The 12,955-nt window shown below is 40.1% G+C and carries 10 protein-coding genes; 5 read left to right on the top strand and 5 right to left on the bottom strand.

What is annotated here, in order from left to right:
• Positions 1-184: 184 nt before the first annotated feature.
• Positions 185-2,206: a sensor histidine kinase gene (locus H6G59_RS23945; protein WP_190719513.1), complete on the bottom strand. Its 2,022-nt coding sequence runs from the start codon at positions 2,204-2,206 to the stop codon at positions 185-187.
• A gap of 292 nt (positions 2,207-2,498) precedes the next feature.
• On the opposite strand from H6G59_RS23945, the gene H6G59_RS27495 reads away from it, so the two are divergent.
• From H6G59_RS27495 to pabB, 4 genes are all read left to right on the top strand, one after another.
• On the top strand, positions 2,499-2,753 hold the full coding sequence (locus H6G59_RS27495; RefSeq protein ID WP_242038968.1) for a hypothetical protein: 255 nt from the start codon (positions 2,499-2,501) through the stop codon (positions 2,751-2,753).
• Between the two features lie 320 nt (positions 2,754-3,073).
• Entirely contained in the window at positions 3,074-4,255 is a 1,182-nt protein-coding gene (locus H6G59_RS23955) for a GNAT family N-acetyltransferase (protein ID WP_190719516.1), read from the top strand.
• Between the two features lie 78 nt (positions 4,256-4,333).
• Positions 4,334-4,717 carry a DUF4346 domain-containing protein gene (locus H6G59_RS23960; protein ID WP_190719519.1) on the top strand — a complete coding sequence of 128 codons (384 nt, stop codon included), beginning with the start codon at positions 4,334-4,336 and terminating at the stop codon, positions 4,715-4,717.
• A gap of 341 nt (positions 4,718-5,058) precedes the next feature.
• On the top strand, positions 5,059-7,221 hold the full coding sequence (gene pabB, locus H6G59_RS23965; protein ID WP_190719522.1) for an aminodeoxychorismate synthase component I: 2,163 nt from the start codon (positions 5,059-5,061) through the stop codon (positions 7,219-7,221).
• Between the two features lie 99 nt (positions 7,222-7,320).
• On the opposite strand, the gene psb32 is transcribed toward pabB, so the two are convergent.
• Positions 7,321-8,052 (bottom strand): photosystem II repair protein Psb32, encoded by a 732-nt coding sequence (psb32, locus tag H6G59_RS23970; RefSeq protein ID WP_190719526.1) that lies wholly within the window; start codon positions 8,050-8,052, stop codon positions 7,321-7,323.
• A gap of 257 nt (positions 8,053-8,309) precedes the next feature.
• Here psb32 and surE point away from each other — a divergent pair, with 257 nt between their 5' ends.
• Positions 8,310-8,990 carry a 5'/3'-nucleotidase SurE gene (gene surE, locus H6G59_RS23975; RefSeq protein ID WP_190719529.1) on the top strand — a complete coding sequence of 227 codons (681 nt, stop codon included), beginning with the start codon at positions 8,310-8,312 and terminating at the stop codon, positions 8,988-8,990.
• A 9-nt stretch (positions 8,991-8,999) separates the two neighbouring features.
• Here surE and H6G59_RS23980 read toward each other — a convergent pair whose 3' ends face one another.
• The 3 genes from H6G59_RS23980 to H6G59_RS23990 form a co-directional block, all read right to left on the bottom strand.
• Positions 9,000-9,359 (bottom strand): hypothetical protein, encoded by a 360-nt coding sequence (locus H6G59_RS23980; protein WP_127056688.1) that lies wholly within the window; start codon positions 9,357-9,359, stop codon positions 9,000-9,002.
• 763 nt (positions 9,360-10,122) lie between these two features.
• Positions 10,123-10,794, bottom strand: coding sequence for a HupE/UreJ family protein (locus tag H6G59_RS23985; RefSeq protein WP_190719532.1), 672 nt, complete (start codon positions 10,792-10,794; stop codon positions 10,123-10,125).
• Positions 10,795-11,044: 250 nt separating this feature from the next.
• The gene (locus H6G59_RS23990) at positions 11,045-12,796 is read right to left on the bottom strand and encodes an ABC transporter ATP-binding protein (RefSeq protein ID WP_190719535.1); all 1,752 of its coding nucleotides are present in this window, start codon (positions 12,794-12,796) and stop codon (positions 11,045-11,047) included.
• Between the last annotated feature and the right edge of the window lie 159 nt (positions 12,797-12,955).

Genomic DNA, 12,955 nt, shown 5'->3' on the forward strand with positions numbered 1-12,955 from the left:
GATCACCATAAATTTAATTTATACAGGACTAAATATACAGCGCTTCCTGCTGTTATGAGGTATAGTTTTTTATCCTAAGTAGGGGCGGGGTTTCCCCGCCCTATATTGTATTGAATGGGGTTTGGTTTCCCCGCCCTATATTGTATTGGATTCTGAAAATCAAACTGAATTCTAAGAGGAAATATTAAAGCTTTGCTACTTTTTCTCCTTGTTGTGAAAGTCGATTGATCTCACTTGTATCTACTGGTTCTTCCTTTATCTCTGCTGGCTGCAAGCTAGTATAAATGATTCCTTTCACGTCATTATTAGAAGTATGTTCACTATTTCTTAAATCCCCTTTTTTTACTGAGTTAGGTAATAGAGATATATCAATCAAAGGTAATATAATTTTTACCGTCGTTCCTTGGTGCAAACCCAAACTCTCAAGAGTAATAGTTCCACCCATCAGTTCGATTAAGTTGCGAGAAATTGCTAATCCCAGTCCAGTTCCTTCAAATTTCCGTGTGGTTGTACCATCCACCATCACAAAGGGGCGAAATAGTTTATGCTGCTGCCCAGGATCAATACCTATTCCTGTATCTTTGATTGCGACTATGACATGATATTTACCATGACTGTGCTGAATATCTGTACTAATGGTGATGCTACCTGTATCGGTGAATTTCGTAGCATTACCAATGATATTAATGAGAACTTGTTTGAGTTTTACTTCATCGGCCTTAATTGGTATCGCTTCATTACCTAACTCACATTTAAGTTGTAATCCCTTATGTTGGACATTCACTGATTGTAAATTAATGACCTCTAGCAGTAATTGACGCAATTCTAGAGGCGTTATTACTACTGAAAGTTTACCTGCTTCAATTTTGGAAATATCGAGTAAATCATTAATAATTCCTAACAAATGAATTGCTGTTTCATCCGCTCGCTGGAGAAATTCTAATTCTTCTTCTCTGTCATCACACATTCCATCTCTAACTAAGCGAACGCAGTTAATAATAATATTTAGTGGATTTCTTAATTCATGGGAAGTCGTAGCTAAAAACTGACTTTTAACTTTATTAGCTGATTTTGCTTCTTTCCAGGCTATTTCTAGTTCTTCTGCCCATGCTTTGAGTCGTTCAACCATTTGATCTAGTGCTTGTGCTAATTGATTAAATTCCCGAATTTTAAAGTTACGAGGAATTGGTTGTGCAGCGTGGTGACTGTGAATATTTAAAGCATAGTCTCTGAGTTCTTCTACAGGGCCAGCTAGATAAGGAGCTAAATATAATGATGCCAACAAACTTGCACCAATTAAACCAACAGTCAAAACAATCAGGATAAGTTTGATTTCATCTAAACTAAACAGTGCATTTTTTACACTTGTTACAGCTAAAATAACCCATTTTTTTTGCTGTTTGGGTGTAATGGGATCAGGAATAGCTGTATAGCCAGCAACTAATTCTTCGCTTTCTATAAAATTAAAATTTATGGAATCATTACGTCCTGTAATTGCATTTTTAATTAAGTTTTTTAGTTGTTCAGCATCTGAGTAATTATTAATATTAGTTCCAACTCTTTCTGGCAAAGGGTGAGCCAAAATAGCTCCATTTTCAGCAATGACTACCAAAGAGCCTGTAAGTGAACCCGGTTGATTTGTAGTTTTCTGGTGTAATGTCGTTTGCAGAATTAATGCATAAGCTAAATTTCCACGACGATTATAAACTGGGGCTGATAACAGCAATTGCAGCTGATTTTGTGTATTTTTTTTGCCAGTTGTTCCAGCTTTGGGTGGTAATATAGCTTGGATTTGCACTTCATCACTGGGAAAAGATAATTTTAATTCTGAAATTGCTTTATCACCGCAGCTACTAGCAATGATGTTACCTGTTTGGAGATTTTTTAATTGAATACAATCAATGTGGTTTGGTAGTTGTTGCGCTAGTTGATTGAGAAATGTTTGAACTTGATCTGAGTAACCAGACTTAATGACTGTTGTTTGACTAGCACTCAGCAAATTAGTTTTCAGTACTGCAATCGCATCGGTAATTTTTTCACCTTTATTGATAGCGCTCTCTGTTAAGTTTTGTCGAGCAGTTGTCAAAAGGCTTGAGCGTGCCTTATTCAAAGCCACCATTTCTCCGACTAATAACACCGGAACAAATAGCAGAAGAATTCTTGTTACTAAAATTCGCCGAAATGACGATTGACGGAACTTAGCCATCGAGTGTCTCACTTCGCATCTGCAAACCACAATAACACCGATATGCAATTAGACTAGCTAAACGAGACATTTTATAAAATTATGGGAAATTTATTGTAACTTGTTAAAAATATCAAACTGTTATTGGGTAAAAAGACATTAGAGATACCAAAACTATTAGACAGTATATGTAATAGCGGCTGGTTTTGCATATCTATCTAAGGATGAAATTAATAAACATTTTTCTGTTGGCAAGGCTTTTCTACAATCAACTCATTCATAAGAAAAAGTTCAAAACTATCAAACCAATCCAATGGTAAAATATGTTCCTCATACCACGGTGGTTGTGAACATGAGTGTAGAAGGCAAGATAGCAGATTTCAAGCGATCGCACTGTTGGCCTCAGGGGCTGATACTACCCACTTGGAAAAATAAATTGCTGCCTATTATGCCATTTTATTCGATGCGGGTACGCTTTGTGCCTACGGTACAACAATTACGTTGTCAGATTCAACGCTGCTGCAACAGAGAACAAAAGAAAATAGAACTCCTCAGCCCGTTCATATAGTGATTTCGAGTTCTGACCACCATAATCCGGATATTAAATTCTTTCAGCAACCAGTTAAATGCTGGTTAATCACGACTAAAGTGGAGGCACATTTTTGACAATAAGGCTGAGAATTTGAGCAAATTCTGGTTACGGAAACACTAACCGAAAAAATTGATCAAGGGCAAGAATTTTTACCCGGATTTCTCACAAGTGGCAACTTCTACAAGTTTTTACAATAGAACAGAAAGTATTTTGGCGCTATCGGCTGCAACCACAAGCTTCTATAGATTACGCTAATGAAAGCTTTTGCTAACTTTTTAAATATTAAAAGCCACACGATGGTAAAACCACTTAAACCTAACTATTCTGTCGTTTGGACTAACAAAATTGCCGAAGTTACCCAAGAAGCCTGGGATGCTTTGGCAATGCCACTCAAAACCCCGTTCTTAGAGTGGCAGTGGCTGAATAATATGGAAACCTCCCACAGTGCGACAGCGAACGCAGGTTGGTTGCCAAATCACTTGACGCTGTGGCGAGATAGAATATTAATTGCTGCTGCCCCACTTTATTTAAAAGGCCATAGTCAAGGCGAATTTGTATTTGATCATCAGTGGGCAGAGTTAGCCTCACGCATTGGGGTAGAATATTATCCAAAAATGTTGGGAATGTCTCCCTTTACGCCGGCAGAAGGCTATCGCTTCTTAATTGCTGCTGGGGAAGATGAGGAAGAAATCACAGCGATAATGTTGCATGAGATTGATGCTTTCTGCATCAAGCATGGTATTTCCGGCTGTCATTTTCTCTATGTTGATCCTCAATGGCGGGCTGTGTTGGAAAAACAAGGTTTTACACCTTGGTTACACCATAGTTACATTTGGGAAAACGCAGAATTTCAAGCTTTTGATGATTACTTGACAGTATTCAATGCTAATCAAAGACGCAATATTAAACGCGAACGCAAAGCTGTTGAAAAAGCAGGTTTAAGACTTGAAGCATTGACTGGTGAAGAAATTCCTAAGTCTTTGTTTCCCTTGATGTACGAGTTTTATGCTGACACCTGCGATAAGTTTGGTTGGTGGGGTAGCAAGTACCTGACAAAGCGGTTTTTTGAGCAGTTACATCATAGTTATCGCCATCGGGTGGTATTTTTTGCTGCCTACAATGAAGAGGATCATCGTCAACCTGTGGGAATGTCCTTTTGTCTATTTAAGGATGACAGACTATATGGACGTTATTGGGGTAGTTTTCAGGAAATAGACTGCTTACATTTTGATGCTTGCTATTATAAACCGATTGAGTGGGCGATCGCTCACGGTATCCAAACTTTTGACCCCGGTGCAGGAGGTAGACACAAGAAACGGCGAGGGTTTCCAGCCAAACCCAATTACAGTCTCCATCGCTTTTACAACAATCGTTTAGGACAAATTTTGCGCCCCTATATTCGGGAAGTTAATGAAATGGAACAGCAGGAAATGGAGGCGATTAATGCAGAGTTACCTTTTAGCAAAGGTAATGCTTAGGAAAAATATCACCTCAGCAATACCTTTGAGATGTAATGTAAAAAGACTGTCGAAATAATTTTTCGTTTGAGAATGCTTATGAATTTGTTACTTGATGATTTAACCGCAATTGATAATAAACTTTCTCAACGTCATATTGACCTTGATCCCAGTGGCTACTTCATTATTTACATAGACCGCAATGAACAGTTAATTTACGCCAAGCATTTTACAAATGTAATTGATGATCGCGGTTTGGCTGTAGATCCAGAAACAGGTCAGGTAATTCCGGCACGGGGAAAGGTAGAAAGAATCCACACAACTGTATTTAGTGGCAGGACTGCAAAAGAACTGTGTGTGAAGATTTTTGAAGAAACTCAACCCTGTCCTCTTACCTTACTAGACCATGCGGCTTATTTGGGTAGAGAATTTGTTCGCGCTGAAATTGCTTTAGTGACAGGGCAAGAGTACATTCAGGATTAAAATCAAGAATGATGGGTAATTGGGAAGGAGGTAATAGGTATTATCTCTTCCCCAATTTGATAGCTGATGAGAAAATTGAGTTTACAAAAAAAGGGAATAGGGAACAGGGAACAGATAAGAAACTTTAGTTCTGAGTTTAAAGCTCAGTCAAAAAACAGTGTTATTATTTCGATTTCATGTTTTTAAATATGACTTTTTCCTATTCCCTATTAAGAGTTAAGAGTTCCCTCTGAACAATACCTTTGCTAAATTGAAAAAGCCTTGATTCCTAGGTTTGGTTTCATGTTGTCATACCAACAAAAAGCTGAAATTTTTGAAAAGTTAATTGAGAGGATTGCAACGTGAAAACCTTGATTATTGACAACTATGACTCTTATACTTTTAACCTTTATCAATTAATTGCAGAAGTCAATGGAGAGTATCCCACTGTAATTACAAACAAGTTTGTATGGGATGAACTGAACCAGTGGGAATTTGATAACATCGTGATTTCACCAGGGCCAGGTCGTCCAGAAAACCCAAAAGATTTTGGAATTTGTCGTCAAATTATTCAAAATGCCCAAGTGCCACTTTTAGGGGTTTGTCTTGGACATCAGGGACTTGGTCATGGGTATGGGGGAAAAGTTATTTATGCCCCTGAAGTTAGGCATGGTCAAGTCAGTGAAGTTTATCACAATGGCAGTGATTTGTTTGCGGGAATTCCTTCACCTTTCTCTGTTGTGCGTTACCATTCCTTGCTGGTTTCCAATGACCTACCGGACTGTTTGGCAAAAGTAGCGTGGACAGAAGATAACCTGGTGATGGGAATACGCCATTGTTCTTTGCCACTGTGGGGTGTACAGTTTCATCCAGAGTCAATTTGTACTCAGTATGGACATACTTTATTCGAGAATTTTAAAGAAATTACCCGAAAATTTGCCCATGAGCTAGGCAAAAATCCTAGAAAACACTATTGGAAAGGAAACAACGGTAATGCTGCTTTGCCAACAAGTTCTTCTGTCCAAAAACAGCAACGGGAATTTGAACTTTGTACGCGCAAACTGAATGTGTGTCCCGATTCTGAGCAGATATTTGTGCATTTGTTTGGTAAATCACCCAACGCATTTTGGCTAGATAGCAGTCGTGTTGAACCTGGTCTTTCTCGCTTTTCTTTCATGGGAGATAGCAGTGGAGAAAACAGTTTCTTGATTCATTATCGGACGCTATCGCAGGAACTGACTATTACAAAATCTGATAATATCAGCCGTAGAAAAGAAGGAATTTTTGAGTATCTCAAGCGAGAAATTGAACGGCGACATTGCCCAGCTGATGATCTACCCTTTGATTTTAATTGCGGGTTTGTGGGTTACTTTGGCTATGAACTCAAGGCAGAATGTGGATCGCAATTAAACCACTCTTCTACCTTACCCGATGCCATGTTTTTGTTGGCTGATCGGATGATTGTAATTGATCACCAGGAGCAAACTCTTTATTTGCTTTGCCTAATTCAGGAAGGAAAAACAGCCTCAGCAGAAGCTTGGTTTGAATGGATAATACACCAAATTCACCACCTTCCTCCTCTGTTACCTATTGTTCCTGAGCAGAAAGAGACACCTGTAATTTTCCGGTTAAGCCGTTCCCAAAGGACTTATCTTGATGATATTAAGAAATGTTTGCAGGAAATTCACGAAGGAGAAACCTATCAAGTTTGTTTGACGAACCAGATTCATACAGACACGACACCAGATCCACTGGGGTTCTATCGTTCATTACGCCGCATCAATCCTGCTCCCTACTCTGCATTTTTGCGCTTTGGCGATGTGGCCATTGCTTGCTCGTCTCCAGAACGATTTCTGCACATTGATCGCCAAGGTTGGGTAGAAACAAAGCCTATTAAGGGGACGCTGCCACGAGGAAAAACACCCGAAGAAGATTTTATCCTGCGTGAACAATTACGGAATAGCGAAAAAGATCGAGCAGAGAATCTGATGATTGTGGATTTGCTTCGCAATGATCTGGGAAGAGTTTGTGCAGTCGGCACTGTCCATGTTCCCAAATTGATGGATGTGGAAACATATCCTACAGTACATCAACTGGTAACGACCATTCGTGGTCATTTACGCGCCGATATGAGCGCCGTAGACTGCATTCGCAACGCCTTTCCCGGCGGTTCTATGACTGGCGCACCTAAGATCAGAACCCTGGAAATTATTGATCGATTAGAGCAGGAAGCGCGGGGTGTGTACTCAGGGGCAATCGGCTTTTTGGGATTGAATGGTTCAGCTGATTTGAATATTGTTATTCGTACTGCTGTGTTGACTCCAGAACAAACTTCGATTGGCGTTGGTGGGGGTATTGTGGCGCTTTCTGATCCCCAGTTGGAGTTTCAAGAAACAATGCTGAAAGCAAAGGCATTGATTCATGCGATGTTGATCACAACTTATGGAGTTTTTGATCCTGACCAATATTATATCCAGGAAATAGAAACAGAGGTTTTTGATAGCTATGAAAAAGCGCCGGCATAAGTGCAGAAATTTTGGATATGTAATTTCAGTGGTGAGGGTTTAGCAATGCTAAACCCCTACACAATATAGGGTACGATGTTTTACGCCATCCCCAATCACCTATGCCTCATTTGATGGTTGAACGGCTAGGTAGATATAGTAAGTGGCCATGGGAATGACAGTGGCAGCAATTAACAATCCTACTATCCAAGCGATCGCATTGTCTTTTTCGGTTCCTTCGGTTTTTCCAAATGTTCCTTCTACTCGTATAGTTTCTACTATCTTTGGTGGGCCGGGATCAGGTTTACCGGAGATGACAGCGACTAAGCGATCGCGCACGTCAATAAATGCCTGATTATATTTGTTACCATTGCGTAACGGTACACCCAAAGTTTCTTCAGCCACACTTTCAGCGATCGCATCTGTCAATGTAGACTTGACTTGATCACCGCTGACAATAGCGGCACGATTGGTAACAGTATCAATCACCAATAAGGTTTGATTTGCTTGTGCTTCTGCTGTGGGAAACCATTTTTCAAATAGTCCTTGAGCAAAACTTTCTGGTGTTTCCCCATAGTCAAGACGGTGAATAGTCACAATTCTGGCTTCGTTACCAGTTTCCTGTGCCAATTCTTTGAAGGCGCTGCTAATTTGACCTTCATTGAAACGACTAATGACATCAGCTTGATCTACAATCCAGGTGTCTGGTGACAAACTGGGTATTTGATACACACCCGTCGCCAAAGCAGGCACAGCGAACAGAGAAGTCGCCATCATCATCACCATTAAGGATAAAATGAGGCGTGTAAAGTATTTTTGACTACTAAATAATTGCTTGAGTAGCTGTTTCATCGGATGAATCCTAAGACAGTCTTGCACTCAAAATACTACACAACCAAGGACAAAATCACCCCATTTGCGGATAATTATGGATTTGTTAGATTAATTAACTATTAACATAAGTTGCTAGTACCGCTTTCTCGGAATTAAAAATTAAAAATTAAAAAAACAGATTAAACAGGCTTTTCAGGTATTTTTAAGGGTTGGTTAACTTACGCCGTGTGGTACTAGTTATATTTGTCTATATATTCGGCGAAGTTTTACAATACATGACCATCATCTTAACCAACGACGACGGTATTGACGCAGATGGTATCCAAGCCTTACTGAAAGCTGTAAACGGGAAAAATGTAATTATAGCTGCACCAAAAGAACATCAATCTGGTTGTGGACATCAAGTGACGACAACTGTGCCTATTAAACTACAACGCCGTTCTGAGTTTGAGTACGCTATCTCTGGTACTCCCGCTGATTGTGTGAGAATTGCAATTACACAAATATGTTCAAATGTCAAATTTGTTCTTTCAGGCATTAATGCCGGAGGGAATCTGGGCGTAGATGCTTACATTTCTGGAACTGTCGCAGCTGTTAGAGAAGCTGCAATGCATGGTATTCCTGGAATTGCAATTTCCCAATATCGCAAAGCCAAACTAAATTACGATTGGGATTTAGCCGCTAAATGGACATCAGCAGTTTTAGCAGATTTGCTTCAACGTCCTTTAGAACCTGGAAACTTCTGGAACGTAAATTTACCTCATCTCCTTCCGGGAGAAACAGATCCTGAAGTTGTGTTTTGTCAACCATGCACCAAACCTTTGCCCGTCAATTATCGGATGGAAGGTAATGATTTTTACTATGTGGGGGAATATGGTAAACGAGATCGCACTCCTGGGAGTGATGTGGATGTATGCTTTTCTGGGAATATTGCGATAACTCAATTAAGGGTTTGAAGTGAAACGTCATGTTTCTTCATCTGGACTTTGAAGCAAAGACACGATTTTGTCTACTGTTTGTGTCAATTGAGTGAGTTCTTGTAGTGAATCTTTCTGAGCTTCAGCTAGACTTTGGACAGCATCACACAAAGCGAAAATTTGAAACCCCTGCTGCTGTACCTGTTTTCCTTGTGCTTCAACTTGTACACTTAGAGCATCCACTCTTTCTGCCAGACGTTCAATTGTTTCAGTAGTAGATAGTACTGCTTCCCCTATTTGCTCAACAATAGATTCTAATCGACTTATTTTAGCTTCGACTCCTGCTGAAATCATTTCCTGTCCGCCCCAATTTTGAGAAATCATCATAGTAATATTGTTAGTATTCATCCAATAATTTCATAATCAGTAATACCAGGCTAAATTGCAAATTCCAGTATTAAAAAAGTCTAACTGATTCTCATACTGGTATGCATTCCGAAAACCTATTTAAGTTACAGTTAATTGCCATTGATTGAAATCGATAACTTTTTTGTCAATTCATATTATATGAAGCTTGTTTTACTCATGTCTCCAGCAATACTACTGGATTTCGAGAAGGGTTATCTCCTGGACTTGAGGCTAACTTGACATAATATAATGTCCGATTGTTCGCGTAGCGTCTCGTCAGAGATATACTTATCATCTAGACTGACGCGGGGACACAGAGATTTTTTTGATAAGTGATTACGCGTGCATCATATAGCAGGAGTCAGGAGACGCTTCGCAGACCTATAGCTTACGCCACGCTGCGCTATCGGTTCAGGAGTAAAACCCTCTTGTAGTGAGAGTTTCATTATCAATTGATGTCCTAACCACCCTGTCCACGGCTATATAAAACACTTACAGGACTTACGCAAAATATCTCTCAAAGCCTCTTTTCTCTGTGAACTCTGTACCTCTGTGGTTCGTTTTTCCGTGGGGTGTGCGTAAGTCCTAACTTAATATGCTGTGTATTGTTGAAAAGCAAAATTATCGGTGGGGGTTTAGCACTGTGCTTTACCCCTACAACACGACATCAACAAAATTATTAATTAAAGCCTGAAAGAAGCTATTTCGGTAAAGGCACACCATGTTTAATTTGCACAGTGCGTAAGTCCTATATTCTACTTAATTAGATGAAGGATTGACCCAAAAACACAATACCGATACCACAAACAGCTAAACCAGCCCAGCGAATTTTACTTGGTAATATTGGCTGAATTTCTCTGCTACCGATAATTACACCAACTTCTCTAGTACAGAGGAAAATTACACTTTGAGTTAAAATGACACCAATAATATAGGCAACTACAGTGAGTATTCCTGCACCGATGATGGATTCACCATCAGCATATCCCTGAAATAAACCAGCAGCAGCACCCAGTATGGCTATAACTAACCAACTAAGTTGAATTTGCCGGACTAAGATGATGCCAAAAGCAATAGTGCAAATAGCGATCGCTATTTCTTGACCTGGTAAATTTTGTTGGTACAGATGAATCATTTGTCCACAGAATGCGGCTATGACAAAAGATGCACCTATCCAAGCACCACGTCCAAATCGAGCAGCCAGTAAACCGATGGCAACTATGCCAGCTAATCGATTTAAGCTAATGACTGGATCAGCTATCCCCCAAATTAATCCTTCCCAGGAGTTAGAAATATTGTGCTGAACTGGTGATCCACCTGATGAACTTAGTAGACTGATCAGGACTAAAGCTGCGATCGCTCCCATATGGCTGTACAGTCTGGATGCAGGTAATTCCCCTGAATTGGAAGATGCTATTAGTTGAATTTTCAACATTATCATTAATAGGTCAAATTAGTCTTTTCTGTAATTTATACTACTTCAATCTCAAAAAAAACTAACGCCGTTATAAATATATATGACACTGGCTATATATATTTTTGTTAAGTTCCAATTAGGGCAGGATTACTCTAAGGAACTCCCAAAAATAAATTATCCAATTTCTGCTGGAATCAAAACGACTTTTTCCCCCTGCCCTGCATTAAAAGCGATATAGCATTTTTTTATTTGGAAGTCCCTGAGAGTCTCAACGAAGTAATTCCTCAACTTGATACTGACTCCACAAAGTTCTGTACAGACCTGGCTGTTCTAGAAGTTCGGAGTGATTACCTACTTGGACAATTTTGCCCTTGTCCATGACAAAAATTCGGTCAGATGTGGCAGCGGCGGAGAGTTGATGGGTAATGAAGATTACTGTTTTCCTTTGAGTGCCACGATCAAGATTTTTCAGGATTTTTGTGGCTGTTTGATTATCAACACTGGAGAGAGCATCATCTAAAATTAACACCGGGGCATCAATCAGCATTGCCCTAGCTAGGGCTGTACGTTGTCTCTGTCCCCCAGAAAGAGTGATTCCTCGTTCACCTACAATAGTTTCATACTGCTGCGGAAAATTACTAATTTCTGCCTCGATTTGGGCAAGATGAGCAACTGCTTCTACACTTTCTTGTTCACTTAGCGGATCTCCATAACGGATATTATTTTTAATGGTGGTGCTAAACAAAAAGCTATCTTGAGGCACATAGGCGATCGCACCCCGTAAATCATTTATAGCTATTTTTGTAATATCTATCCCATCCAAAAACAACTGCCCAGCTTCAATATCCAACAAGTGTGGTAAAGCATTAGCCAAAGTAGATTTACCCGATCCGATAGCGCCGACAATAGCCACCACTTCCCCCGGAGCAATAGTAAAGTTGATATGGTCTAATGCTGGAGTACTGGCACCAGGGTAAGTATAAGTGAGATTTTTGGCTGTCAGTTTTCCTGTGATTTTGTCGGCGCTGATACGTATGGCATCTGCGGGATCTTGAATTTTGGGGGTAACACTGAGAATAGATTCCAGGCGATCTATACTTACTTCACCTCGTTGGTAAGTAGTGATGGTGAAGCCTAACAAAGCTGTTGGGAAAACTAGACGCTCTACATAAATCAGTAGCGCCAAAAAATCACCCACATCCAGCGTGCCAGAAGATATCCGCATTGTTCCCAAGCCGATGATAATCAGAGAACTGAGATTAGCTAAACCGCCAATTAGCGGAAACAGAGTATTGCGGCTTTGTGCCAATTTTAGATTAGCTGCCAATAGCTGCTGATTTTTCTTGTTAAAAGCTTGACGTTCGTTTTCTTCTTGAGCGTAGATTTTAATCAAAGAAATGCCGCTAATGTCCTCTTGGATGAGTTCACTCAGATCCGAAAGTTTTTCCTGCACCGCTGATTGTTGTTGACGCAAGCGATCGCTAAACAGATGTACCAACAGAAACATAAACGGATAGACTGCCAAAGAAGCTAATGTCAGATCCACACTAATCGACAGCATCACTGGCAGCGTTAGAGCGTAAGCAAACAGAGTATTTGCCAAACTCAATACCGCAAAACCCAACAACCTCCTGATATTTTCTACATCACTAGTAGCCCGACTGATTAAATCCCCAGGAGTGTTATTGGCAAAATAAGCTGGCTCCAACTTGAGCAAATGTTGAAAAATCCGCTGTTTCAGTTCAAATTCTACCTGCCGCCCTACGCCAAATATCCAAATGCGGGAAGCCATCCGCATCAGCAACATCGCTGAACTCAGCAAGATGATTGTAATTACATAATGTAATACTTGATTGATACTAAAGGTGGTCGAAAGTTTGTCTACCCCAGAGCGAATCAGCAAAGGGATATAAACGCCTAGACCATTCACAAACAATAAAGCAATAATGCCTAATGCCGTCTCTCGCCAATAGGGACGCAGATAAGTACCGAGTTTCTCAAGCCGTCGAGATTGTGTCATTCACGCAATTTTGCTACTTTATCATCCTGGACTAACTGGCTATGGTTTTTTTGTATTGTCGTTATTGCCGTAGCCCGTCTTCACCTACTCTAATCCATGACTCAGTTACATAGCCATGATCAACTGGGTACACGAGGACGCTTGAAGAAGGAGTCAGGA

It is taken from the genome of Anabaena lutea FACHB-196, assembly GCF_014698305.1.
Classification (GTDB): domain Bacteria; phylum Cyanobacteriota; class Cyanobacteriia; order Cyanobacteriales; family Nostocaceae; genus Anabaena; species Anabaena lutea.

What these genes read in the sequence shown, in the direction of transcription:
- H6G59_RS23945 (WP_190719513.1), bottom strand. Translation starts at nt 2,206, where the DNA reads ATGGCTAAGTTCCGTCAATCGTCATTTCGGCGAATTTTAGTAACAAGA.
- H6G59_RS27495 (WP_242038968.1), top strand. Translation starts at nt 2,499, where the DNA reads ATGGTAAAATATGTTCCTCATACCACGGTGGTTGTGAACATGAGTGTA.
- H6G59_RS23955 (WP_190719516.1), top strand. Translation starts at nt 3,074, where the DNA reads ATGGTAAAACCACTTAAACCTAACTATTCTGTCGTTTGGACTAACAAA.
- H6G59_RS23960 (WP_190719519.1), top strand. Translation starts at nt 4,334, where the DNA reads ATGAATTTGTTACTTGATGATTTAACCGCAATTGATAATAAACTTTCT.
- psb32 (WP_190719526.1), bottom strand. Translation starts at nt 8,052, where the DNA reads ATGAAACAGCTACTCAAGCAATTATTTAGTAGTCAAAAATACTTTACA.
- surE (WP_190719529.1), top strand. Translation starts at nt 8,310, where the DNA reads ATGACCATCATCTTAACCAACGACGACGGTATTGACGCAGATGGTATC.
- H6G59_RS23980 (WP_127056688.1), bottom strand. Translation starts at nt 9,359, where the DNA reads ATGAATACTAACAATATTACTATGATGATTTCTCAAAATTGGGGCGGA.
- H6G59_RS23985 (WP_190719532.1), bottom strand. Translation starts at nt 10,794, where the DNA reads ATGTTGAAAATTCAACTAATAGCATCTTCCAATTCAGGGGAATTACCT.
- H6G59_RS23990 (WP_190719535.1), bottom strand. Translation starts at nt 12,796, where the DNA reads ATGACACAATCTCGACGGCTTGAGAAACTCGGTACTTATCTGCGTCCC.